Origin of the sequence: Methylobacterium aquaticum (assembly GCF_016804325.1) — a bacterium.
Classification (GTDB): Bacteria; Pseudomonadota; Alphaproteobacteria; order Rhizobiales; family Beijerinckiaceae; genus Methylobacterium; species Methylobacterium aquaticum_C.
Map to the genome: position 1 here is coordinate 3,399,704 of NZ_CP043627.1, position 23,329 is coordinate 3,423,032.

A 23,329-nucleotide genomic window follows, 5' to 3' on the forward strand; every position below is an offset into this window, starting at 1 on the left:
CGGCGGCCGAAAAGCCCGGGACGGCCGAGAAAACCCCACCACAACATCGGAACGGCCGCCCTCCGGCCTCGTTGTTGCGGCAAATCCACGGAGCACACCGACATGACGGATACCAAGGGCAAGGCCGGCCAGCCGCGCAGCCACCGCACCCGCAACGGCACCGATTCGAATGCTAAGAGCGTCTCGATCGAGACCCTGAATGCGCGCCTCGCCGACGGCATCGATCTGGCGCTCGCCGTCAAGCAGGCGCACTGGAACCTGAAGGGCCCGCAATTCATCGGCATCCACGAGATGCTCGACGGGTTCCGCACCGAGCTCGACGACCTCAACGACAAGGTCGCGGAGCGGGCCGTGCAGCTCGGCGCCACGGCGCTCGGCACCGCCTCGGTGGTGGCCGCCTCCTCGAAGCTGACCCCCTACCCCACCGACGTCTACGCCATCGCCGACCACCTCTCGGCCCTGATCGACCGCTACGCGGCCTATGCCAACGCCGTGCGCGAGAACATCGACCAGACCGACGAGGCGGGCGACGCCGGCACCGCCGACCTGTTCACCGAGGTCTCCCGCGCGGTCGACAAGCAGCTGTGGTTCCTCGAGGCCCACGTCCAGGAGCCGACCGGCGCGATGCGCGACGGGGACGGCAAGGGCGCGCGCTGAGGCGAGGAGCGCTCGCGGGGGCTGGCGCTTGAGCCGGCCCCGGGCGTCGAGCGTTGGATTTGTGTATTTGAGCTGACTAGCTTCGCTCAACGCTGCTCAAAACCTCCGCGTCATTCCGGGGCCGCGCAGCGGAGCCCGGAATCCAGAACCGCCGATGGTAAAGAATAGAGCGGACAGCGGGCCGCTTCATCCTCTCCCACCTGAGTGTCTGGATTCCGGGCTCCGCTGCGCGGCCCCGGAATGACGGGAGGTTGTCAAATCTATTGGGGCGAATCAAAATAAGGCTCGCCGACCGGGATCAGCACGCCGGGGGGAGTGACGATGCCCTGGGATGCCACCCTCGCGATGCTCAGCTTTGCCTTGTTCATCTCGGTGACGAGCATCGCGGGCGCCTGGTATGCCGTCTACCGCTTCGAGCGGAAGTACGGCCAGGCGGGGCGCACCGGCACCCCGCCCGCCGAGTAGCACGCTACATCGCCTCCGCACCGCGCCCCATCGCGGCGACGCCGGTGCGCGAGACCTCGACGAGCCCCACCGACGCCATCAGCTTGACGAAGCGGTCGATCTCGTCGGTCGTGCCGGTCAGCTCGAACACGAACGAGTGCAGCGTCGCATCGAGGGTGCGGGCGCCGAAGGCAGCGGCGAGCCGCATCGCCTCGACCCGGTGGTCGCCCTTGCCGGCCACCTTGACCAGCGCCAGCTCCCGCTCGAGCGAATCGCCCTGAAGGGTCAGGTCGACCACCCGGTGAACCGGCACGAGCCGGTCGAGCTGCGCCTTGATCTGCTCGATCACCGCATTGGTGCCCGCCGTCACGATGGTGATGCGGGAGATGTGCCGGGCCTCTTCGGTCTCCGACACCGTCAGGCTCTCGATGTTGTAGCCGCGGCCCGAGAACAGGCCGGCGATGCGGGCGAGCACGCCGGGCTCGTTGTCGACGATGACCGCCAGGGTATGGCGGTTCACCGGCTCGACGCGGACCGGATCGGGGTAGTGGGTGTTCATGGCGTTCATCGTCCTCAACCCTTGCCCGCTCAGACCAGCATCTTGCCTTCGTCGGAGATCACGTCGCCCAGGTCCGCCCCGGTCTCGCCGAGGTAATCCGAGAGCAGCATCTCGTTATGCGCCTTGCCCGACGGGATCATCGGGAAGCAGTTCTCGGTCTTGTCGACGATGCAGTCGAAGATGACCGGGCCGTCATAGTCCAGCATCTCGGCGATCGCCGCGTCGAGGCTGCCGGGATCGGAGCAGCGGATGCCCTTGGCGCCGTAGGCTTCCGCCAGCTTGACGAAGTCGGGCAGGCTCTCCGAATAGCTCTCGGAGTAGCGCGAGCCGTGCAGCAGCTGCTGCCACTGGCGCACCATGCCCATGTACTCGTTGTTCAGGATGAAGATCTTGACCGGCAGGCGGTACTGCACGGCCGTCGACATTTCCTGGATGTTCATCTGGATCGAGGCTTCGCCGGCGATGTCGATCACCAGCGCGCCGCGATGCGCCAGCTGGGCGCCGATCGCCGCCGGCAGGCCGTAGCCCATGGTGCCGAGGCCGCCCGAGGTCATCCAGCGGTTCGGCTCGTCGAACTTGTAGTACTGGGCCGCCCACATCTGGTGCTGGCCGACCTCCGTGGTGACGTAGGTCTCGCGGTCCTTGGTCGCCTCGTAGAGGCGCTGGACCGCGTATTGCGGCTTGATGGTGGTGCCCGACGGCCAGTAGCCGAGGCATTCGCGCGCCTTCCAGCCGCGGATCTTCGACAGCCACTCGGTCAGGCGGCCCTGGTCGGGCTCCGGCGTCACGGCCCGCCACTCGCGCAGCATGTCGGCCAGCACCGAGCCGCAATCGCCGACGATGCCGATATCGGCCTTGACGGTCTTGTTGATCGACGAGGCGTCGATGTCGACGTGGATCTTCTTGGAGAAGGGCGAGAAGGCGTCGAGCCGGCCGGTGATGCGGTCGTCGAAGCGGGCGCCGATGCACACCATGACGTCGCATTCGTGCATCGCCAGGTTGGCCTCGTAGGTCCCGTGCATGCCGAGCATGCCGAGGAACTGCGGGTCCGAGCCCGGAAAGGCGCCCAGACCCATCAGGGTCGAGGTGACCGGGAAGCCGGTGGCGCGGGCGAGCTCGCGCAGCAGCGCGGAGGCCTCGGGCCCCGCATTGATGACGCCGCCGCCGGTATAGAAGACCGGGCGGCGCGCGCCCGCCATCAGCGCCACGGCGGCGCGGATCTTCTCAGGGTCGCCCTGGGTCTGCGGGTTGTAGGTCTTGTGGCTGTTGTCGACCGGGCGGCGGTAGACGCCGCTGGCGAACTGGATGTCCTTCGGCAGGTCGACGACCACCGGGCCGGGCCGGCCGTGCGAGGCGACGTAGAACGCCTCGTGCAGGATCCGCGGCAGGTCCTCGATCGATTTGACCAGGTAATTGTGCTTGGTGCAGCTGCGGGTGATGCCGACCGTGTCGCATTCCTGGAACGCGTCGGAACCGATCAGGTGCGTCGGCACCTGGCCGGTGATGCAGACGAGCGGGATCGAATCGAGCAGCGCGTCGGTCAGGCCGGTGACGATGTTGGTGGCGCCCGGCCCCGAGGTGACGAGCACGCAGCCGACCTTGCCCGACGAGCGGGCATAGCCCTCGGCGGCGTGCACGGCGCCCTGCTCGTGCCGCACCAGGATGTGCTTTACCGTGTCCTGGTGGAACAGCGCGTCGTAGATCGGCAGCACCGCGCCGCCCGGATAGCCGAACAGGGTGTCGACTCCCTGATCCTGAAACGCCCGGATCACCATCTCGGCGCCCGTCATGACCTCGCCCGCACTCATCGTCGCGCTCCGTTCCTTGGGTCTCGTCCGCGCTCTCGGGTCCGTTTTACGCAACAAAAAAGGGCCCCGAAGGACCCTGCATGCGCCACCCATGGGATGCCGGGCTTCTCAAGCCCGCCCCTTCGGTGGCGCCTCCGCTACAATAAGGACCGTACGCATGCTGTGGAAAGCCTGCCCTTTAGAGAGTGGCGCGGACCCTACGCCCCACGCCCCATAGGGTCAACCGGTTTCACCCCCCCGTTCGGGCAGGAGGGTCGTTCGGGTCGGCGGATCGGGAGCGCCGGTCCCGGCGGAGACGGGCCGGGACGCGCGGATTTTGCCGGGGAGCCGGGCCCCTGCACGGCATCACCGCTTGACAGGGGCGGCGACGCATCCTTAGCTGCGGTTATTGCAGCCGCCATGCGGTGTGCGGCACCCGCACTGATTGCTCCAAACTCGATACTCAAGGGGCAGTTGCATTTTTCGTGGCGGCTTTTCTCGCAAGTGATTCTTTTCGTGCGGCCGTACCGCACCTTCAAGGATAAATGATGCCCAATCCCCCCCGCAGCGCCCTGTTCATCGACGGCGCCAACATCTACGCCACCACCAAGGCCCTCGGCTTCGACATCGATTACCGCAAGCTCCTGGCCGATTTCCGGGCGCGCGAGAATCTGGTCCGCGCCTTCTACTACACCGCCCTGATCGAGGACCAGGAATATTCCTCGATCCGCCCGCTGATCGACTGGCTCGATTACAACGGCTACCGCGTCGTCACCAAGCCGGTGAAGGAGTTCACCGATTCGAGCGGCCGGCGCAAGATCAAGGGCAACATGGACATCGAGCTGACGATCGATGCCATGGAGCTCAGCCCCTATATCGATCACATGGTACTGTTCTCCGGCGACGGCGACTTCAAGCCGCTGGTGGCGGCCCTGCAGCGCCGGGGCGTGCGGGTGACCGTGGTCTCGACGGTGCAGACCCAGCCGCCGATGGTCGCCGACGAGCTGCGCCGCCAGGCCGACGACTTCGTCGACATCGTGCAGCTGATCCCGCGCATCGGCCGCGACCAGGGCGAGCGCCCGGTCCGCGCGCCCCGCTCCCTCGGGCCGGACGGTCCGCGCGACATGGGACCTCGTGATGTGGGACCTCGTGATATGGGACCTCGTGACCTCGCCCCCCGGGACCCGGGCGAGCGGGCGCCGCGCGCCGCCGTGAACCTCGAGAACCGCTACGGCATCCGCCAGCCCGACGAGGACGACGCCGAGGATTGATCCCGGCTGCGGCCGCGCCACTGCTCGCCCGGCCCGGCGCCCGATCGGGCGCCGGGCCGTTTTCGCGAGGCGACCGGTCAGCCGCCGGCCCGGGCCAGGGATGCGAGGCCGCCGCGGGTCTCGACCGGCGCCGTCCAGCCCATGGCTTCGAGCCCCGCCGCGCGGGCGACGAGGGATCCGGCCAGGCGCTCGCGCAGCTCGCTCCGCCCGGTGAGCCTCAAGGCCGCATCGAGGAGCGCCTGCGGCACCGGCACGAGTCCGGGCCGACGCTCGAGGCCGGCGCGGAGGGATGCGATCATCTCCGGCACCCGCAACGGCTCGGCCTCGGCGACGATCAGCGGCCGGCGCAACGGGCCGGGCGCCCGCAGCACCGCATCGACGGCATCGCTCAGGGATTCGACCGAGACCAGGGAGCGCCGGCCGGACAGGCCCCCGAGGGGGAGCGGGTACGGCGCCCGGGCGAGCCGCATCAGCGCCGCCATGTTGCCCTTCTGGCCCGGACCGTAGACCAGGACCGGCCGCAGCGAGACCGAGTCGATGTCGATGCCGGCCAGCGCCTCCTCGGCGGCGAGCTTGGAGCGGCCGTAAGCATCGGTCGGGGCCGGGGCATCGGCCTCCGTCAGGAGGCGTAAGGCCGATGGCCCCGACTGGGCCCGGATCGAGGACAGGAACACGAAGCGGCGCACCCGTGCCCTCGCCGCCGCCTGGGCAAGGCCCCGCGTCGCCTCGGTGTTGAAGGTCCGGTAATCGTCCTCCGGCGCCCCCGACATCGCGTGGGCGAGGCCCGCCGAATGCACCACCGCGTCGGCGCCGCTGAGCGCCGCCGCCATGTTCTGCGGCCGGGAGAGGTCGCCCACCACGGCGCCGCTGATGCCCGGCGGCAGCTCCACCGGCCGGCGCAGCAGCACCCGCACCCGGTAGCCCCGGGCGCTCAGGGCCGCCAGGAGATGGCGGCCGATGAAGCCGGTCGAGCCGGTGAGGGCGACGAGGGGTGCGGTCATGCGGCGGCGTTCCTCACGGCAGGCAGGGAGAAGAGCCGGAGCAGCCCGGCGACGAGCCCGGCGCCGAGCGCCAGCCCCGCGAGGGCCATCGTCCAGCCCGGCGCGGCGAGCGTCGCGGCGGCGAGAAGCGCCAGGGCGAGGTTGAGGACGAAGACCGCCCCGATCACGAAGGGAACGGAGCGGCCGTTGGTCGTGGCGCGCTGGTAGAAATGGCTGCGATGCGCCTGCCAGACCTTGTCCCCGGCGAGCGCCCGGCGCCCGAGGGTCAAGGTGGCGTCGGCGAGATAGTAGAGCGGCAGCAGGATCGCGGCGGCGAGCCCCCCCTCCCCGGCCAGCCGGTAGAGCAGCCAGGCGACGACGAGGCCGATCGGCAGCGAGCCGACATCGCCGAGGAAGAGCCGTGCGACCGGCCGGTTGAACGGCGCGAAGCCGAGAAGCCCGCCGAGCAGGGCCGCCGCCACCAGGGTCGCGTCCCCGGGCAGCCGGCCGGCGAGGCCGAAGGCCAGGAGGGCGGCGAGCAGGGGCACCATCTCGGCCACCGTCATCCAGTCGAGCCCGTCCATGAAGTTCGTGAGGTTGACGAACCACAGGCCGGCCAGGACCGCGAGGGCGCGCTCGCACCAGAGCGGGATTCCGGGCACCAGCTGCCCGCCGGCGGCGGTGAGCACCAGCACCACGCAGGCCGCCTGGAGCGGCAGGCGCAGGCTCACCGGCAGGGGCCGGATGTCGTCGACGGCCCCGACCAGCGCCAGGGCCACCGTGCCGACAGCGAGGGCCGCGACGTCGCCGCCCGGCATCCCGGAGAATCCGAACACCACCGCGAGCGCCGCCGCCACCACCGCGATGCCGCCGCCCTGCGGGGTCGGGATCCGGTGGCTCGACCGGGCATTGGGCCGCGCCAGGGCGTAGCGCTGGAGCAGCGGCCGCAACGCGACGATCAGCCCGGCCGACAGGGCCGCGGCCAAGGGAATTGCAACGAGGGGGCTGAGCGGCATCGCGACGGGTTCGGAGGGAGGTGGGCTCCCCACCCCTACCCTACCCGCCGGGCGCCAGCCAGACCATGCCTCACGCCGGGGAGGCCAGCGGCTTGCCCGTCTCGACGATGTAGGTGCTGACGAGGCGCACGGGCTTTCCACCGCTCCTGGCCCCACCATGCGGCACACCCGCCGGCACCTGGAACCCATCGCCGGTCTTGAGCATCCGGGTCGGCTGACCCTCGATCGGCAGCTCGATCTCGCCCTCGACGACGTAGCCCGATTCGATCCCCGGATGGGTGTGGCGGCCGACCAGCATGCCGGGCTCGATCTCGACCTCGGCGGTGATGGTAACGTAGCCGGGCATCGGCCCCTCGGTCTGGCCCAGCATCCTGCGCTTCACCCCCGGCGTGGCGGCGGGCGGCGTCTGCGCGCCGGCGTCGACGGCGAGAAAGCCGGTCAGGCTGCAGATCGCGCACGAGGCGAACCCCGCGAAACCGCGGCGCGTCAGCATGGTGTTCCTCCCTCGACCCGCGCTCTCTTGGATCGGCGCGGTTCGGAGAGTGTGCGCCCGCCTACGGGACAGTCAAGACAACGTGATAGACCAGAAAACGACGAAACACCGACCAAGGCGTCATCCCATCCACGACCTCATCCTGAGGTGCGACCGGAGGGAGCCTCGAAGGAGGGCTCCAGGGATCGCAGAGGCTTCTGGAGCCCTCCTTCGAGGCTCACTTCGTTCGCACCTCAGGATGATATTAGCGGGTAGGATGATCCCGCCCGCCTCAAATATTGGGTAGAAATCCTGCTCAAACAGGCTCTCAGGATGAGGTCGCGGTTTGGAATTGAAGGCACACTGACGAGTGCGCACCCCGACAGGCTGTCGGCATGTCGGAAAACGGGCCGGCGCAACGAGGCTCCGGCCATCTCGAAAGAGAGGCGTTACACCAATGGCCCAAGACGCTAACGCATCGGGCCATTGAGCCATCTCGAATTTTCTATGCCAAGCCAGAGGCTTGACGAAAATTCGAGAACGGAACCAAAGGTCGTTTCCAACGACCGTTGGTATTACCTCAGAACACCTCTTCCCGCCGCGGCTCCGAATCCTCCGCCTCGCGCTTCGCGATCGACCGCTCGACCACTTTGGCGAGGCCGACCATAATCGTGTCGAGCGCGTAGTCCTTCGGGGTGTAGATCGCCGCCACGCCCATGTTCTTCAGCACCAGCTCGTCCTCCGACGAGATGATGCCGCCGACGACGACCGGGATGTGGTCGAGACCCTCTTTGCGCAGCAGCGCCCGGACCTCGCGCACCAGCGGAACGTGCGAGCCCGACAGGATCGACAGGCCGATGATGTGGGCGTTGCGCTCGCGCGCCTTGGCGACGATCTCCGTCGGGGTCTGGCGGATGCCGTCATAGGTCACGTCGAAGCCGACGTCGCGGGCGCGCAAGGCGATCTGCTCGGCGCCGTTCGAGTGGCCGTCGAGGCCGGGCTTGCCGACGACGAGCTTGGGCGCCTCGCCCAGGCGCTCGCCGAGATCGGCGATGAGGAGGCGCGCCTCCTCGGCCGCCCCCGAAGTGACGGTCTCAGGGGTCACGCCGGTGGGGGCGCGGTACTCGCCGAAGACCTGGCGCAGGCGCTCGCCCCACTCGCCGGTGGTGACCCCGGCCTTGGCGCAGGCGATCGAGGCCGGCATCACGTTGCGGCCCTCGCGGGCCGAGGCCTCGAGCTCGTCGAGGGCCGCCGCGACGGCCGCCGCATCGCGCTGGGCGCGCCACGCCTTGATGCGGCCTTGCGCCTCCATCTCGACGGTCTCGGAGACGGTGAAGATCGCCCCGTCGCCGGCGGTGAGCGGCGAGGGCTCGCCGTTCTGGAACTTGTTGACGCCGACCACGACCTGCTCGCCGCGCTCGATCGCGGCGATGCGCTTCGCGTTCGATTCGACGAGCGCCCGCTTCATCAAGCCGGTCTCGATCGCCGTCACCGCGCCGCCGAGCGCCCCGATCCGGGCGAGCTCCGCCCGGGTCTCGGTCTTCAGGGCCTCGACCTTGGCGTCGATGGCGGTCGAGCCGTCGAAGATGTCGTCGTATTCGAGGAGATCGGTCTCGAAGGCGAGGATCTGCTGCATCCGCATCGACCATTGCTGGTCCCAGGGCCGCGGCAGGCCGAGCGCCTCGTTCCAGGCCGGCAGCTGCACCGCGCGGGCGCGGGCGCGCTTCGACAAAGTCACGGCCAGCATCTCGATCAGGATGCGGTGGACGTTGTTCTCGGGCTGCTGCTCGGTGAGGCCCAGCGAGTTCACCTGCACGCCGTAGCGGAAGATGCGCTTCCGCTCGTCGGTGATGCCGTAGCGATCGCGGGTGATCTCGTCCCAGAGATCGCTGAACGCCCGCATCTTGCAGATCTCGGTGACGAAGCGCATGCCCGCATTCACGAAGAACGAGATCCGCCCGACCACGTCGGCGAAGCTCGCCTCGTCGAAATCGGGGTCGTCGCGCACCGTGTCGAGCACCGCGATGGCGACCGCCAGCGCGTAGGACAGTTCCTGGACCGGCGTCGCCCCCGCTTCCTGCAGGTGGTAGGAGCAGACGTTCATCGGGTTCCATTTCGGAACCTGGCTCGTCGTGAACAGGATCACGTCCTTGGTGAGCCGCAACGACGGCCCCGGCGGGAAGACGTAGGTGCCCCGCGACAGGTATTCCTTGATGATGTCGTTCTGGGTCGTGCCCTGGAGGGCCGAGAACGGCGCCCCCTGCTCCTCGGCCACCGCGAGATACAGGGCCAGCAGCCACGGGGCCGTGGCGTTGATGGTCATTGAGGTGTTCATCTGGGACAGCGGGATGTCCTGGAACAGGGTCCGCATGTCGCCGAGATGCGCGATCGAGACGCCGACCTTGCCGACCTCGCCCCGCGCCAGCTCGTGGTCGGGGTCGTAGCCGGTCTGGGTCGGCAGGTCGAAGGCGACCGACAGGCCGGTCTGCCCCTTGGCGAGGTTGCCGCGGTAGAGCGCGTTCGATTCCGCCGCCGTGGAATGGCCCGCATAGGTGCGGATGATCCACGGCTTGTCCCGCTTGACGTCCGGCTCGCCCATCTGCGCCCTCGCCCTCGTTGTCCGCTGTGCCCGCGGGCCCGGATGCCCGCCCTGACGCAGCAATGGTAACCCTACCCGGCTTGACCGTCATCCATGACGTAAGACCGACGCCACGGCCACGTCGCCAAATGGGCTATTGAGGCCCCTTGGAACGGCGCTAGAATTCTCGGTGCAGTGCATCATACCGAGGGAGGGTCCGCAATGGCAGCGAGCGCCGCGCTGGAACCGGTGGCAAAGAGTGGGCCCCAGGTGAAGGATCTCTACGAGATCGGCGAGATTCCGCCGCTCGGCCACGTCCCGGCGAAGATGTATGCCTGGGCGATCCGCCGCGAGCGCCACGGGCCGCCGGAAACCTCGATGCAGATCGAGGTTTTGCCGACCTGGGCGATCGGCGACGACGAGGTGCTCGTCCTCGTGATGGCCGCCGGCGTCAACTACAACGGCGTCTGGGCCGGCCTCGGCGAGCCGATCTCGCCGTTCGACGTCCACAAGGCCGATTTCCACATCGCCGGCTCCGATGCCTCGGGCATCGTCTGGGCGGTCGGCGCCAAGGTGAAGCGCTGGAAGGTCGGCGACGAGGTCATCGTCCACTGCAACCAGGACGACGGCGACGACGAGGAATGTAACGGCGGCGACCCGATGTTCTCGCCGACGCAGCGCATCTGGGGCTACGAGACCCCGGACGGTTCCTTCGGCCAGTTCTGCCGGGTGCAGTCGCGCCAGCTGATGCACCGGCCCAAGCACCTGACCTGGGAAGAGAGCGCCTGCTACACGCTCACGCTGGCCACCGCCTACCGGATGCTGTTCGGCCACGCGCCGCACACGATCAAGCCGGGCCAGAACGTGCTGATCTGGGGCGCCTCGGGCGGCCTCGGCGTGTTCGGCGTGCAGCTCTGCGCGGCGGCCGGCGCCAACGCCATCGCGGTGATCTCCGACGAGTCGAAGCGCGACTACGTCATGAGCCTGGGCGCCAAGGGCGTCATCAACCGCAAGGACTTCAACTGCTGGGGCCAGCTGCCCAAGGTGAACTCGCCCGAGTTCAACGAGTGGACCAAGGAAGCCCGCAAGTTCGGCAAGGCGATCTGGGACATCACCGGCAAGGGCAACGACGTCGACATCGTGTTCGAGCATCCCGGAGAGGCGACCTTCCCGGTCTCGGCGCTGGTGGTGAAGCGCGGCGGCATGGTGGTGTTCTGCGCCGGCACGACCGGCTTCAACATCACCTTCGACGCCCGCTACGTCTGGATGCGGCAGAAGCGCATCCAGGGCTCGCACTTCGCCCACCTGAAGCAGGCGGCCGCCGCCAACCAGTTCGTCATCGACCGCCGGGTCGATCCCTGCATGAGCGAGCTCTTCCCCTGGGACAAGATCCCGGAGGCCCACACCAAGATGTGGAAGAACCAGCACGCCCCGGGCAACATGGCGGTGCTGGTGAACTCGCCGCGTCCGGGCCTGCGGACCTTCGACGACGTGCTGGAGCTGTCCGGCTCCCGCTGACGCGGGTTGCGCTTCCCGCCGCATCGGCGAGTTGCTAGAACACCTCCGAACTGACGCCGCGCGGGGACTTGCCCCGCGCGGTGCGCATCTCGGACGAAGCGAATCATGGAAAAGTTCACCGTGCTGGAGGGCGTTGCGGCCCCGCTGCCGATCGTCAACGTCGACACCGACCGCATCATCCCCAAGCAGTACCTCAAGACGATCAAGCGCACCGGCCTCGGCAAGGGCCTGTTCTCCGAGATGCGCTACCGCGACGACGGCTCGGAGAATCCCGACTTCGTCCTCAACCAGCCGGCCTACCGCAACGCCAAGATCCTGGTCGCGGGCGACAATTTCGGCTGCGGCTCCTCGCGCGAGCACGCCCCCTGGGCCCTGGCCGATTTCGGCATCCGCTGCATCATCTCGACGAGCTTTGCCGACATCTTCTTCAACAACAGCGCCAAGAACGGCATCCTGCTGATCACGGTGTCGCCGGAGGACCTGGAGAAGCTCCTCGACGACGCCAATCGCGGCGCCAACGCGACGCTGACGATCGACCTCGAGAACCAGCTCATCAAGGGGCCGGACGGCGGCACCCTGCATTTCGACATCGATCCGGGCCGCAAGCACAACCTGCTCAACGGCCTCGACGATATCGGCCTGACCCTGGAGAAGGCGCCGGCGATCGACGCCTACGAGCAGAAGCTCGCCGAGCGGCCCTGGGCCTGAGCGCTTGCTTGGTTAGTCTCTCCAGATATCAAAACCACCTCGTCATTCCGGGGCCGCGCAGCGGAGCCCGGAATCCATATGTGGACGGCCCCTTCTCGCAAGCGGAAAATTCCGGCCAAGCTTTCGCGTTGCATCCATATGTCCGGCCTTGGTGCGGCCCTGGGGCCGCGGCCAAAATGGTGGTTCGCGACACGCTCTCCCATCAGAAACACGGCCTCGAACGGCCCCTGGATTCCACGGATTTTTCGCGCGTCACAGACAGCGTAGCCGACCACTCATCTTCTGCTTGCAAGCTCACGGGCGCCTCACCGGCTCCCAAACTCCTTCAATCCGCGCTGACCTCGCCTCGCCGACAAGACTGCCAGGCCCTGCTATACTGCCAAGCCCTGCTCCCGATCAGATCCTACCCCCGATCAGGCCTGGGCCGGCGCAGCCCCGCCCACAGCAGCGCCGGCCCAGGCCGGGTCGTACGAGCCCCCGCTCACCAGAAGACGCCAGGCAATCCGCGCCAGCTTGTTGGCCAGCGCCACCGCCACCACCTTCATCGGCTTGCGTGCCAGAAGCCCCGTCAGCCAGCCTTTCAGCCCGCCGCTGCCCGGCTTGTGGTGACGCAACACCGCCATCGCGCCAGCCACCAGCACGCTGCGCAACTGCTCGTCACCCGCTCGCGTGATCCCGCCTAGCCGCTGGCGGCCCGCCGTCGAGTGGTCCTTGGGCGTCAGGCCCAGCCACGCCGCGAAGTCCCGGCCGCTGTCGAACGCCGCGGGATCGGGCGTCTTCATCACCAGCAACGCCGAGGCGACCGGACCCAGCCCCGGCACCTCGCTCAGCCGCTGGCAGGTCGTGTTCTCCCGCTGCCAGAGCTTGAGCTGGCGGTCAGCCTCTTGCACCCGCTCGTCAGCATCCTGGTACTCCTCCCATAGATCCGCAAACAGCGTGCGGGCCAGGTCCGGCACTGCCGGCTCCTTCGCGAAGCGCTCCGCCAGGTCCGCGAGATGGGCCAGACCCTGCGGGACCGTGAGCCCGAACTCGGCCGCGTAGCCGCGCAGGCTGTTGCTGATCTGGGTGCGCCGCTTCAGCCGCTGCTCGCGCAGGCCCGCCAGCATCTGCGCGGCCTGCTGCTCGGGCGTCTTGACCGGCACGTAACGCATCTGCGGCCGGCTGGCTGCCTCGCACAGGGCTGCCGCGTCCCGGGCGTCGTTCTTGGAGCGCAGCACGTAGGGCTTGACCAATTGCGGAGCGATCAGCCGGACCGTGTGGCCCATCGCCCCCAGCGTGCGGGCCCAGTAGTGCGACGCCGCACAGGCCTCCAGCACCACCAGGCAGGCCGGCTGCTTCTCGAAGAACTCCTGCATCTTGGTCCGGGTCAGCTTCTGCTTCAGGACCACAGCCTCGGACGCATCGACGCCGTGCAGCTGAAAACTTCCCTTGGACGTATCCAGCCCAATGCGGGTAACCTCGGTCATGGACGGCCTCCTCGGATGAGATCCCAACGACCTCATTCTGGCACACTGATGCCGATCGGGGGGCCGTCCACACCATCAGACACTCAGTTGGACGAGAAAGAGGCGGAACGCTCGCCGCTCTGTTCTGGATCACCTGCGGTTCTGGATTCCGGGCTCCGCTGCGCGGCCCCGGAATGACACAGAGGGTGTCAAATCTGAGGAAGCCAATCAAACACCTTCGGAGTCCCCGCTCTCAGGTGGGCTGATCGACATGCAGGAGCGGTGTCGGCCGATATCTGCCCTGGCCCGACGGCTTAATGCGAAAAATAATCCCGTCCGGCCGAAGGGCGGTTCGTCGCGGCGAAACCCGTTTCAGTCTCCGATTCCATCAGGTTTTCCTTAACCCTGATGACGCCCTATTCCGGTGCTTGGATCGGCGAAACGGGAGAGATTTCTGCATGACACGGCGCGCGACCCTCACGGCCGCCACCCTGCTCTGCCTCGCCGGGTTCGGCCTGCCGCAGGCGGCTTTGGCGGATTTCCGCTCCTGCCTCGCCGGCATCGGCCAGGATGCGGCGGCGGCCGGCGTCTCGCCGGCGGCGTTCCAGGCGGCGACGGCGGGCATCGCCTTCGACGACAAGGTGATCGAGCTGTCCCAGGCCCAGCCCGAGTTCAAGACACCGATCTGGGACTACATGGCCGCCCTCGTGGACGACGAGCGGGTCGATGACGGCCGCGCCGCCATGCGCCAGCACGCCAACGCCCTCGCCCAGGCCGAGGCGCGCTACGGCGTCGACCGCTACACCATCGCGGCGGTGTGGGGCGTCGAATCGAATTTCGGTAAGAACCTCGGCAAGATGCCGCTGGTGCAGTCGCTCGCGACGCTCGCCTGCGGCGGCACCCGCCGGCGCGAGTTCTTCCGCAGCGAGTTGATCGCCACCCTCAAGATCATCGACCGCGGCGACATCGCGCCCGAGCGCCTGACCGGCTCCTGGGCCGGCGCCTTCGGCCAGACCCAGTTCATGCCGACCACCTATCAGCGCCTCGCGGTCGACCTCGACGGCGACGGGCGGCGCGACGTGGTCGATTCGGTGCCGGACGCGGTCGGCTCCACCGCCAACTTCCTGCGCGTCGCCAAGTGGCACAACGGCCAGCCCTGGGGCTACGAGGTGCGGCTGCCCCGCGGCTTCAACGTCGCGGCGGCCGGGCGCAAGAACAAGAAGCCGGTGGCGCACTGGGCCTCGCTCGGCGTCACCCGGATCGACGGGCGGCCGCTCTCCGGCGAGGGACCGGTAGGCATCCTGGCGCCGGCCGGCGCCGACGGGCCGGCCTTCGTGGTGACGAAGAACTTCGACGCGATCTACTCCTACAACGCCGCCGAATCCTACGGGCTCGCCATCGCGGTCCTGTCCGACCGCCTGCGCGGCAAGGGCGGCGTGCAGACCGCCTGGCCGACCGACGACCCACCCCTGTCCCGGGCCGAGCGCCGCAGCCTGCAGAGCGCGCTCACCGCCCGCGGCTACGATGTCGGCGAGCCGGACGGCAAGGTCGGCGCGAAGACCCGCGAGGCGATCAAGGACATCGAGCGCCGGCTCGGCATGCCGCAGACCGGGCGGCCCGGCGGCAAGGTGCTTGAGGCGCTGTTGCGGGGTAATTGAGCGCCGGTCTCCGCCCTCCCCTCGCGCGGCGACGCGCGGGGGAGCGGCGTCGTCCCATATCGTTCGTTCCTACTTCTGGCCGCACTATCAGCGACGGGGGTGCGCCGTAACCGGCTTTCCCACCCGCGACCTCATCCTGAGGTGCGACTGAAAGGAGCCTCGAAGGAGGGCTCCAGTTAGCTCAGAGACGTCTGGAGCCCTCCTTCGAGGTCAGTCGATCTTCGATCGACTAACACCTCAGGATGAGGTGGTGGATGGGAGCGGCGAACGTACCGCTGAGCCCTAGCGCCGGGTCTTACAGTCCAATCATCTCGGTCCAATCCCCGGATCACCCCTCCAGCCCCGGCCAGATCACCCAGTGCAGGTCCGGCGTCTCGGGAAACAGCCGGCGGTGCTGGCTGACCGCGTAATTGTCGGTCATGCCGGCGATGAAGTCGGCGACCCGGCGCGGGGTGCGGGGATCGTCGGGACCGGAGAGGCCGGCGCGCCATTCGTCGGGCATCCGGGTCGGGTCTTGCCGGAAGGCGGAGAACAGGTCCTCGACGATCGAGGCGGCGCGGCGGCGCACCGCCATCACGCCGGGATGGCGGTACATCCGGGCGAACAGGAAGGTCTTGATGTCCCGGTCGGCCGCGGCCATCGCCTCCGAGAAGGCGACCACCGGAGCCGCGGCGTGGCGGATCGCGGCGGCGTCCGCGGGCTGCAACGCCGACAAGCGCCGCTCGGCCTCGGCGATCACATCCTCGACGAAGCGGGTGATGACCCGGCGGGCGAGCTCGTGCACAACCCGCGAGCGCTCGAGGCCCGGATAGGTCCGCCGGATCTCGTCGAGGAGGCCGTCCAGGAACGGCACCTCCGCCAGGTCGTCGAGGCGGAACAGGTCGGCGCGCAGGCCGTCGTCGAGGTCGTGGGCGTCGTAGGCGATGTCGTCGGCGAGCGCCGCCACCTGGGCCTCGGGCCCGGCGAAGGTCGACAGTTCCAGGTCGTTGACGGCGTTGTACTCGGTGATCGCCACCGGGATGCCGCCCGCCTCGTAATGCGGCGTCGGCCGCCCGTCGCGGGTCAGGAGCGGGCCGTTATGCTTGACCAGCCCTTCGAGCGTCTCCCAGGTCAGGTTGAGCCCGTCGAAGGTGGCGTAGCGGCGCTCCAGCCGCGTCACCAGCCGCAGGGCCTGGGCGTTGTGGTCGAAGCCGCCGTGATCGGCCATGCAGGCATGCAGGGCATCCTCACCGGTATGGCCGAAGCAGGTATGGCCGAGGTCGTGGGCGAGCGCGAGCGCCTCGGCCAGGTCCTCGTCGAGACCCAGCGCCCGGGCGAGCGCGCGGGCGATCTGGCTCACCTCCAGGGTGTGGGTCAGGCGGGTGCGGTAATGGTCGCCCTCGTGATGGACGAAGACCTGGGTCTTGTGCTTCAGCCGCCGGAAGGCCGCCGAATGCACGATCCGGTCGCGGTCGCGCTGGAAATCGGTGCGGGTCGGCGAGGCCGCCTCCGGGATCAGCCGCCCGCGCGACGCGAACGGGTCGCTGCCGAAGGGGGCCCGCCAGCGCTCGCCTGTCCGTCTCACGTTCCCGCTCCCCTCTCGCGCCGCTGTTGCGGCGCACGCCCGCACTTCTTATGTTGCCATCGCACGCCGGACCCCCACCCGAGAAGCCGTCGATGACCCCGATCACCCTGACGTCCCGCGCCGCCCGCCGCATCAACGAGATCATGGGCGCCGAGCCCCCCGGCTCGATGCTGCGCATCAGCGTGAATGGCGGCGGCTGCTCCGGGTTCCAGTACGCCTTCGACATCGCGAAGGACCGCGCCGACGACGACCTGGCCGTGGAGCGCGACGGCGCGACGGTGCTGGTCGACCCGACCTCGCTCCCGTACATGGAGGGCGCGACGATCGATTTCGTCAACGACCTGATCGGCCAGTCGTTCAAGATCGAGAACCCGCAGGCCACCGCCTCCTGCGGCTGCGGCACCTCGTTCTCCCTGTAATCCCGCTCTTCATCCCCCTCGCCTGCCACCGTTCCGGGACGTTCCGCCATGACCCGCTTATCCAGAACGGGCGTGGCCCGGGCCGCGCTCGGTGCCGTCGCCTGCGCCACGCTGGCCGCCGCCCTGCCGGCGACCGTGCCGTGGCTCGCCGGCCCCGCGCTGGCGCAGGATGCCGCGATCGCCCTCGACGAGGTGGTGCTGCCGCTGGGCCCCGTCACCCTGAAGGCCCCGAAGCTGGAGCTGCGCGGCACCGCCCTGTCGCGGGAGGAAGCGCGGTCGATCCTCGATCCGGCCGGCCCGGCGCCGTGGCGCACGCGGCTGGAAAAACTCTCCGCCCGCGAGATCGTGATCCCCGTCCTGCGGGTCGAGCAGCCGGTCGGCGGGCGGGTGCAGGTTGCGGTCTATCACGACGTGGTCGCCAAGGATGTCGCGGCCGGCCGGATCGGCACGCTGGAGGCCGGTGGCGCCACCCTGACGGTCGAGGGGCCGGGCCCCGACGCCGCCGGCGCCTATGGCCGGTTGAGCGCCCGCGAGGTCGACCTGCCGGGCCTGGCGCGCCTGTTCACCGAGCCCGGCGGCCCCGGCGCGGCGCCGATCCGGGTCTATGGCGGCGTCACCGCCGAGGACATCGCCATGACCGGCCCGGACGGGGCGGCCTTCCGCATCGCCCGCATTGATGCCCGCGACCTCACCGGCCGGCCGACCACGATCCCCTGGGCCGAATCGGTCCGGGCGCTGGCGGAGGGGGCCGGCAAAGCCGAGGGGCCGGAGCGCTCCCGCCTGTCGGGCCTCGCCGCGGACCTCCTCGACGGGATCGATGTCGGCGGGCTCGAGATCAGCGGCATCACCTTCGCGGCGCCGGGCGCCGGCCCGAAGCCGAACCCGGTCCAGGCGAGCCTCGCCCGGCTGACCTACGGCACCGGGGACGGCGCGGGCCAGGTGAAGGCTGAGGACCTGAAGGTCGAGGCCGCTGCCGGCCGCGTCGCGCTGAAGGACCTGACCCTCTCCGGCTTGTCGCTGAAGCCGGTGCTGGAGGGGCTGCGCCGCGCCGCCGCCGGCCCGCTCGATCAGGCCGAGCTGCGCCGCTACGCCCCCGCCATCGGCCGGATCGCCTTCGACGGGCTCGACGTCGACCTGCCGGCGGACGCCGCGCCGAAGGACCCGCTCACGGCCTCGGGCCCGATGCGCTTCGCCGTCCGCAAGGCCGCCCTGGCGATGAGCGATCCGCGCGACGGCGTGCCGACCGCCTCGCATTTCTCCTTCGACGGCTTCACCTGCGCGGTCCCGCCCGGCACCACGCAGTCGGTGCTGGCCGACCTCTCCGGCCTCGGCTATACCGGCCTCGACCTCTCCGGCACCCTCGATGCCCGCTGGGACGAGGCCGCCCGCGAGGTGACTCTTCGCGACGTGACGCTGACCGGCAAGGACATGGGTACCGCCCGGATCACCGGCACGATCGGCGGGATCGGCAAGGAGGTGTTCGACCCCGAGCCGATGGTCTCGTCCCTCGCCCTCCTCGGCGCCAGCGCCAAGTCCCTCGCGCTCACCCTGGAGAATGGCGGGCTGTTCCAGCGCTTCGTCGACCAGCAGGCCAAGGCCCAGAGCCTCAAGCCCGAGGAGCTGCAGCGCGAATACGGCACCGCGGCGATGCTGGGGATCCCGGCGGTCCTCGGCGGCTCGCCGTCGGCCAAGGCTCTGGGCCAGGCGGTATCGCGCTTCGTGGTCAAGCCCGGCCGCCTCTCGGTCAGCGCCGCCGCCAAGGATCCGGGCGGGCTCGGCCTGATCGATTTCAGCACCGCCCCGAGCCCGGGCAAGATCTTCGATCGCCTGGATGTGAGCGCAACTGCGGAGTAGTCAGCAAAAGACCTTGTTTGATCGATACCAGAGGTCGTTGGAAACGACCTTTGGTTCCGTTCTCGAATCTTCGCCAAGCCTCCGGCTTGGCATGGACAATTCGAGATGGCTCAATGGCCCGATGCGTGAGCATCTTGGGCCATTGATATGAGTCCGCTAAAGCCGACATTCTCCCCGTCATCCCGGGCCCCCGGCTGCGCCGGGCCCCGGAATGTCGAGAGATGCCGACATGCATGCCAGGCCGGCCTGCACGACCGTTCAGGCAGGCTCTTGCAACTGCTGGAACATCACCAGCGCATCCACGTATCCATGCTCGGGATGGCGGAACGCCAGCGGCAGTCGCCCCACGGTCGCGAAGCCGAGCGCGTGCCACAGCCGCACCGCCCGCTCGTTGGTGCTGACGACGAAGTTGAACTGCATCCCCCGATAGCCGCGCGAGCGGGCGTGATCGAGCGAGTGCCCGGCCATCCGCCGGGCGATCCCGCGTCCCGTCGCGCCTTGGCGCGTCATGTATCCGCAATTGCAGATGTGGGCGCCGCCGCCGGCCTGGTTGGGCCGCATGTAATAGGTGCCGAGGATCTCGCCGGCCTCCTCGGCGACGAAGGTCTGCTTGTCCGGTCCCATCCAGTAGGCCAGGGCCTCGGCCTCGCTCATCTGCGGGTCGAGGGTGTAGGTTTCGCCGGCGCGGATCACCGGGCCGATGATCGACCAGATGGCGGGGGCGTCCTCGGGGCGGGCGGCGCGGATCAGCATGGCGGCGCTCTTAGCGGGGGATTTCCCGGGGCGAAAGTGCGGGCGCCGGAGCGGGCGGTATTTCGCCGCGCGACGCCCGTTTTCGCCGTGCGAGGCTTGCCGGCGGTCCATTGCCGCCGAGGTGAGGACGGGCAGGAAACCGAGACGGAGAACCGGGATGGCGCTGTCGCGTCGCTCCCTTCTGGCCGGGGCCGCCATCCTGGCCGCCTCAGCCAAAGCCCGCGCGGCGGCGGATGCCGAAGTCGCGGTGATCGGCGCGGGCGCCGCCGGCCTTGCGGCGGCGGCGGCGATCCGGCGCAGCGGCCACAGCGTCGTGGTGCTGGAGGCGCGCGGGCGCATCGGCGGGCGGGCCTTCACCGAGACCGGCTTGGGCCCGGGGCGCAGCTTCGATGCCGGCGCCCAATACGTGCATTGGGCCGAGCGCAACCCGTGGCGGGAGATCGTGCGGGCGGCGGGCGTGCGCACCAGCGACGACGCCGCGAGCCCCTGGCCGGTCCTGGTGAAGGACGGCGTGCGGGCGAGCGAGAGCGAGCGGCGCCAGCGCCGGGCCGGCTTCGGGCGGGTCAGCGCCCTCCTCGACCATCCGGCCGGCCCGGACCGCTCGGTGGCGCAGGCCGTGGCCGGCGAGGACGAGGCGGCGCGGGCCGCGGCGACGGGGCTCACCCGCCTCACCCTCGGCGAGGAGCCGGACCGGGTCTCCGCCGCCGATTACGACCAGCTCTGGTCGGGCGACGACATCTGGGTCGACGGCTACGGCGCCCTGGTGGCCGGCCACCATGCCGACCTGCCGGTGCGGCTGGACACGCCCGTCACGGCGATCGACTGGCGCGGCCCGGGTGTGGCCGTCGAGACGCCGCGCGGCACGCTGCGCGCGGCCTGCGCCATCGTGACGGTGCCGGTCGGCGTGCTGGCCTCGGGCGCGGTGCGCTTCACCCCCGCCCTGCCGGCGGCGACGGCGGAAGCGGTGGCGGGGCTGACGATGGGCGCCTACACCAAGATCGGCCTCGCCCTCGACCTCGCCCGGCTGACAGCACAAGACCTGCGCGACGCCGTGATCCTGCGAAGCGGCACGCCCGGCCTCACCGCCTATCTGGAGATGCAGCCGTTCGGGAAGCCGTTGGCGGTGCTCCATTGCGGCGGCGACGGCGCCCGCGCCCTGTGCGAGGCGGGCGAGAGGTCGGCCCTCGCCGCAGCGACCGACCATCTCGTGAGCGTCTTCGGATCGGACATCCGGGCCGCCGTCACGGGTGGGCGCCTCGCCGCCTGGTGGACCGATCCGTTCGCCCGCGGCAGCTATTCGCTGGCCCGTCCCGGCCATCTCGCCGCCCGCGAGGCCCTGCGCCGGCCGGTCGCCGGGCGGATCTTCCTCGCCGGCGAGGCCGCGGCGGGCGGGGCGGCGATGACGGTGGGCGGGGCGACGCTCGACGGCGAGCGGGCCGCGCGGGACGCGCTCAAGCGGCTGGGTTCCTAAGCAGATTTCGCAAAAGTGGCTGCCGGTTTTGCGACAAAAATCTGCGATAAAACAACAACCTAAGCGGACGAAGCGTTGGCCTGCCAACGCAAGTCTGCTTAGGACTTCAATGCAGCGTCTGCCGCGGCCCCTCCGCCGGCCGGCGCTCCCAGGCCTGGACCAGGCTGCCGGCGACGCCGCCGTCGCACAGGCGGCTGCTGAGATCGCAGAAGATCTGCTCTCTCACCGCGAAGTCGGTCGCCATCTGCGCGTCGTCCGGCTCCTCGTCGGTCGAGGCGGTGAAGCGGTCGAAGGCGGCGGACATCTCCGCGAAGGCGAAGGCGACCGGCATGGTGCGGAAGACCGTGGCGCCGTCCGCATCGATGTCACCGGTATCGAGGTCGCGCATCCGCACGACGTAGCCGTCGGCATGCTCGACGATCTCGTATTGCCAGTGCCGGCCCTCGCAGGCTGCCAGGATCATCACGCCCTCCGTCACACCACGTGACAGCGAATGCCGGGGAGGCCGGGCGGGTTCCGGGGCGGCCGGTCCAGGCGATGCGATTCGGTCGGGATCTCGACGACGGAGGAGCGGGGCTGAGCAGACTTCGCCGAAGTGGTTACCGGTTCGGCGCGAAAAATCTGCGGCAAAACAAAAACCTAAGCGGGTGAAGCGTTGGCCTGCCGACGCAAGTCTGCTCAGCGCTTCGCGTAGCCCGCCTCGAAGGCGGCCCTGCCGCCGACGCGCAGCGAGGTGCCGTTGCCGAGATCGATGAAGCCCGGCGCCGTGGCCCGGACGGCGGCGGGTGGCGCCTCCCGGCATTCAGGCCGGTCGGGCAGGCGGACGCCGGGCGGGGCGTCCTGCGGGCAGAGGCGGGGCATCCGGGTGCCGCGCTCGCCCGCGCCTGCCGGCAGGACGGCGGCCACGAGGACGAGGGCGGCGAGAACGCGTGGATTCACGAGGCGGGCAGTCACGAAGTGGATTCCTGCACGAGGCGGCGTCCTGGCGGATCGGCACCAGGATAGCGGATCCGGTCCCGCCCCGCGACCGTGCGTCAGCGCCGGCGCTGTCCCATATCCGCCGGGGTGACCGAGAGGGTGATCGCCCGCCCGTCGCGTTCGATCTGGAGCGTCACGCGGCTGCCGACGCCCGCGGCTTCGAGCGCCGCGGTGAGATCGGCGAGCCGCCGCACCGGGCGGCCGTTCACCCCCATGACGATGTCGCCGAGTTCGCCGGTCGCCGGATCGACGCCCTGGAGGCCGGCCTGGGCGGCGGGCGAGCCGGGCAGCACCCGCACCACTACGAGGCCGTCGATGCCGAGCCGGGCCGCCGCCTCCTCGCTCGCCGCCACGATGCCGATGCCGGGGTTCGGGGTGCGGCCGGTGCGGATCAGGTTGGGCACCACCCGGTTGACGACGTCGACGGGGATGGCGAAGCCGATGCCCGCACTGGCGCCGGACGGCGAGAAGATCGCGGTGTTGACCCCGATCAGGCGTCCGGCGGAATCGAGCAGCGGCCCGCCGGAATTGCCAGGGTTGATCGCCGCGTCGGTCTGGATCACCCCGGAGAGCTCGCGGCCCTCCGCGGTCGGCAGCCGGCGCTGGAGCGCGCTCACCACGCCGGTGGTCAGGGTGTGGTCGAGGCCGAACGGGTTGCCGATGGCGTAGGTGAACTGCCCGACCTTGAGGTCGGCCGAGGTGCCGATGGCGATCGGCGGCGGCGCGGAGGCGACGCGCCCGAGCTTCAGGACCGCGAGGTCGTAGTTCGGATCGGTGCCGGCGATCGTGGCGGGCACGACCTCGCCGGTGGAAAGGCGGACCTGGATGTCGCCGCCGCCCTGGATGACGTGGTTGTTGGTGACGATGTGGCCGGCCGCGTCCCAGACGAAGCCCGAGCCGGTCTGCTCGCCCCCGCCCTCCCGGCGCTCGCCGGTCTCGGGATCGAAGGTCACGGCGCCCTGCCGCGGGCGGGCGAAGACGTAGACCACCGACGGCGCCGCGCGCTCGAACAGGGCCACGGTCGAGGCCTCGATCGGCGACAGCTCGCCCCGTGCCGTCACCGCCCGGGGCGCATCGGCGGAGAACAGCAGGCTCGTGACGTAGGGCTGCGCCACGAACAGGGCGAGGAGCACCAGCGCGGTGGTCAGGGCGACCCGCAGGAAGCGATCGGGCACCGGGTTCGTCACTCCAGATGGG

The 23,329-nt window shown here is 69.8% G+C and carries 21 protein-coding genes; 9 read left to right on the top strand and 12 right to left on the bottom strand.

The genetic code is table 11. From position 1 onward, the window contains the following. The first annotated feature begins 102 nt into the window (after positions 1-102). Positions 103-657, top strand: a complete 555-nt coding sequence (gene dps / locus F1D61_RS15410; RefSeq protein ID WP_203158759.1) for a DNA starvation/stationary phase protection protein Dps — start codon at positions 103-105, stop codon at positions 655-657. A gap of 321 nt (positions 658-978) precedes the next feature. Beyond that, positions 979-1,122 (top strand): hypothetical protein, encoded by a 144-nt coding sequence (locus F1D61_RS15415; protein ID WP_203158760.1) that lies wholly within the window; start codon positions 979-981, stop codon positions 1,120-1,122. Positions 1,123-1,126: 4 nt separating this feature from the next. Here the strand turns inward: F1D61_RS15415 and ilvN are convergent, their stop codons facing one another. Together ilvN and F1D61_RS15425 are read right to left on the bottom strand one after the other, a co-directional pair. Then, positions 1,127-1,669 carry an acetolactate synthase small subunit gene (ilvN, locus tag F1D61_RS15420; protein ID WP_203158761.1) on the bottom strand — a complete coding sequence of 181 codons (543 nt, stop codon included), beginning with the start codon at positions 1,667-1,669 and terminating at the stop codon, positions 1,127-1,129. A gap of 20 nt (positions 1,670-1,689) precedes the next feature. After that, the gene (locus F1D61_RS15425; protein ID WP_203158762.1) at positions 1,690-3,468 is read right to left on the bottom strand and encodes an acetolactate synthase 3 large subunit; all 1,779 of its coding nucleotides are present in this window, start codon (positions 3,466-3,468) and stop codon (positions 1,690-1,692) included. Positions 3,469-3,995: 527 nt separating this feature from the next. Here F1D61_RS15425 and F1D61_RS15430 point away from each other — a divergent pair. Continuing rightward, a complete protein-coding gene (locus tag F1D61_RS15430) occupies positions 3,996-4,718 on the top strand; it encodes an NYN domain-containing protein (protein ID WP_203158763.1) in 723 nt (240 codons plus the stop codon). 77 nt (positions 4,719-4,795) lie between these two features. Here the strand turns inward: F1D61_RS15430 and F1D61_RS15435 are convergent, their stop codons facing one another. From F1D61_RS15435 to F1D61_RS15450, 4 genes are all read right to left on the bottom strand, one after another. Next, complete coding sequence (locus tag F1D61_RS15435; RefSeq protein ID WP_203158764.1) at positions 4,796-5,719, bottom strand: NAD-dependent epimerase/dehydratase family protein; 924 nt, start codon at positions 5,717-5,719, stop codon at positions 4,796-4,798. Beyond that, positions 5,716-6,714, bottom strand: coding sequence for a glycosyl transferase (locus F1D61_RS15440; protein WP_203158765.1), 999 nt, complete (start codon positions 6,712-6,714; stop codon positions 5,716-5,718). The genes F1D61_RS15435 and F1D61_RS15440 overlap by 4 nt, the downstream gene beginning before the upstream one ends. Before the next feature lie 70 nt (positions 6,715-6,784). Continuing rightward, positions 6,785-7,207 (bottom strand): cupin domain-containing protein, encoded by a 423-nt coding sequence (locus F1D61_RS15445; RefSeq protein WP_203158766.1) that lies wholly within the window; start codon positions 7,205-7,207, stop codon positions 6,785-6,787. A 559-nt stretch (positions 7,208-7,766) separates the two neighbouring features. After that, complete coding sequence (locus F1D61_RS15450) at positions 7,767-9,785, bottom strand: protein meaA (RefSeq protein ID WP_203158767.1); 2,019 nt, start codon at positions 9,783-9,785, stop codon at positions 7,767-7,769. A 201-nt stretch (positions 9,786-9,986) separates the two neighbouring features. Here F1D61_RS15450 and ccrA point away from each other — a divergent pair, with 201 nt between their 5' ends. Both ccrA and leuD read left to right on the top strand, forming a co-directional pair. Continuing rightward, on the top strand, positions 9,987-11,282 hold the full coding sequence (gene ccrA / locus F1D61_RS15455) for a crotonyl-CoA carboxylase/reductase (RefSeq protein ID WP_203158768.1): 1,296 nt from the start codon (positions 9,987-9,989) through the stop codon (positions 11,280-11,282). Positions 11,283-11,387: 105 nt separating this feature from the next. Further along, on the top strand, positions 11,388-11,990 hold the full coding sequence (gene leuD, locus F1D61_RS15460; RefSeq protein ID WP_203158769.1) for a 3-isopropylmalate dehydratase small subunit: 603 nt from the start codon (positions 11,388-11,390) through the stop codon (positions 11,988-11,990). Positions 11,991-12,403: 413 nt separating this feature from the next. On the opposite strand, the gene F1D61_RS15465 is transcribed toward leuD, so the two are convergent. Further along, positions 12,404-13,456, bottom strand: coding sequence for an IS110 family transposase (locus F1D61_RS15465; RefSeq protein WP_203158770.1), 1,053 nt, complete (start codon positions 13,454-13,456; stop codon positions 12,404-12,406). 437 nt (positions 13,457-13,893) lie between these two features. Here F1D61_RS15465 and F1D61_RS15470 point away from each other — a divergent pair, with 437 nt between their 5' ends. After that, a complete protein-coding gene (locus F1D61_RS15470; RefSeq protein WP_203158771.1) occupies positions 13,894-15,093 on the top strand; it encodes a lytic murein transglycosylase in 1,200 nt (399 codons plus the stop codon). Positions 15,094-15,421: 328 nt separating this feature from the next. On the opposite strand, the gene F1D61_RS15475 is transcribed toward F1D61_RS15470, so the two are convergent. Then, positions 15,422-16,657, bottom strand: coding sequence for a deoxyguanosinetriphosphate triphosphohydrolase (locus F1D61_RS15475; protein ID WP_203158772.1), 1,236 nt, complete (start codon positions 16,655-16,657; stop codon positions 15,422-15,424). A 92-nt stretch (positions 16,658-16,749) separates the two neighbouring features. On the opposite strand from F1D61_RS15475, the gene erpA reads away from it, so the two are divergent. Both erpA and F1D61_RS15485 read left to right on the top strand, forming a co-directional pair. After that, positions 16,750-17,076 carry an iron-sulfur cluster insertion protein ErpA gene (gene erpA / locus F1D61_RS15480; protein ID WP_203158773.1) on the top strand — a complete coding sequence of 109 codons (327 nt, stop codon included), beginning with the start codon at positions 16,750-16,752 and terminating at the stop codon, positions 17,074-17,076. Positions 17,077-17,124: 48 nt separating this feature from the next. Then, a complete protein-coding gene (locus F1D61_RS15485) occupies positions 17,125-18,930 on the top strand; it encodes a hypothetical protein (RefSeq protein ID WP_203158774.1) in 1,806 nt (601 codons plus the stop codon). A 258-nt stretch (positions 18,931-19,188) separates the two neighbouring features. On the opposite strand, the gene F1D61_RS15490 is transcribed toward F1D61_RS15485, so the two are convergent. Continuing rightward, positions 19,189-19,683 (bottom strand): GNAT family N-acetyltransferase, encoded by a 495-nt coding sequence (locus F1D61_RS15490; RefSeq protein ID WP_203158775.1) that lies wholly within the window; start codon positions 19,681-19,683, stop codon positions 19,189-19,191. Positions 19,684-19,840: 157 nt separating this feature from the next. Between F1D61_RS15490 and F1D61_RS15495 the strand changes: the two genes are divergently transcribed. Further along, positions 19,841-21,154 carry a flavin monoamine oxidase family protein gene (locus tag F1D61_RS15495; protein WP_203158776.1) on the top strand — a complete coding sequence of 438 codons (1,314 nt, stop codon included), beginning with the start codon at positions 19,841-19,843 and terminating at the stop codon, positions 21,152-21,154. 106 nt (positions 21,155-21,260) lie between these two features. On the opposite strand, the gene F1D61_RS15500 is transcribed toward F1D61_RS15495, so the two are convergent. The 3 genes from F1D61_RS15500 to F1D61_RS15510 form a co-directional block, all read right to left on the bottom strand. Beyond that, on the bottom strand, positions 21,261-21,617 hold the full coding sequence (locus F1D61_RS15500) for a hypothetical protein (RefSeq protein WP_203158777.1): 357 nt from the start codon (positions 21,615-21,617) through the stop codon (positions 21,261-21,263). Positions 21,618-21,832: 215 nt separating this feature from the next. Then, the gene (locus F1D61_RS15505; protein WP_246775903.1) at positions 21,833-22,108 is read right to left on the bottom strand and encodes a hypothetical protein; all 276 of its coding nucleotides are present in this window, start codon (positions 22,106-22,108) and stop codon (positions 21,833-21,835) included. A gap of 80 nt (positions 22,109-22,188) precedes the next feature. Further along, entirely contained in the window at positions 22,189-23,307 is a 1,119-nt protein-coding gene (locus tag F1D61_RS15510; RefSeq protein WP_203158779.1) for a S1C family serine protease, read from the bottom strand. Between the last annotated feature and the right edge of the window lie 22 nt (positions 23,308-23,329).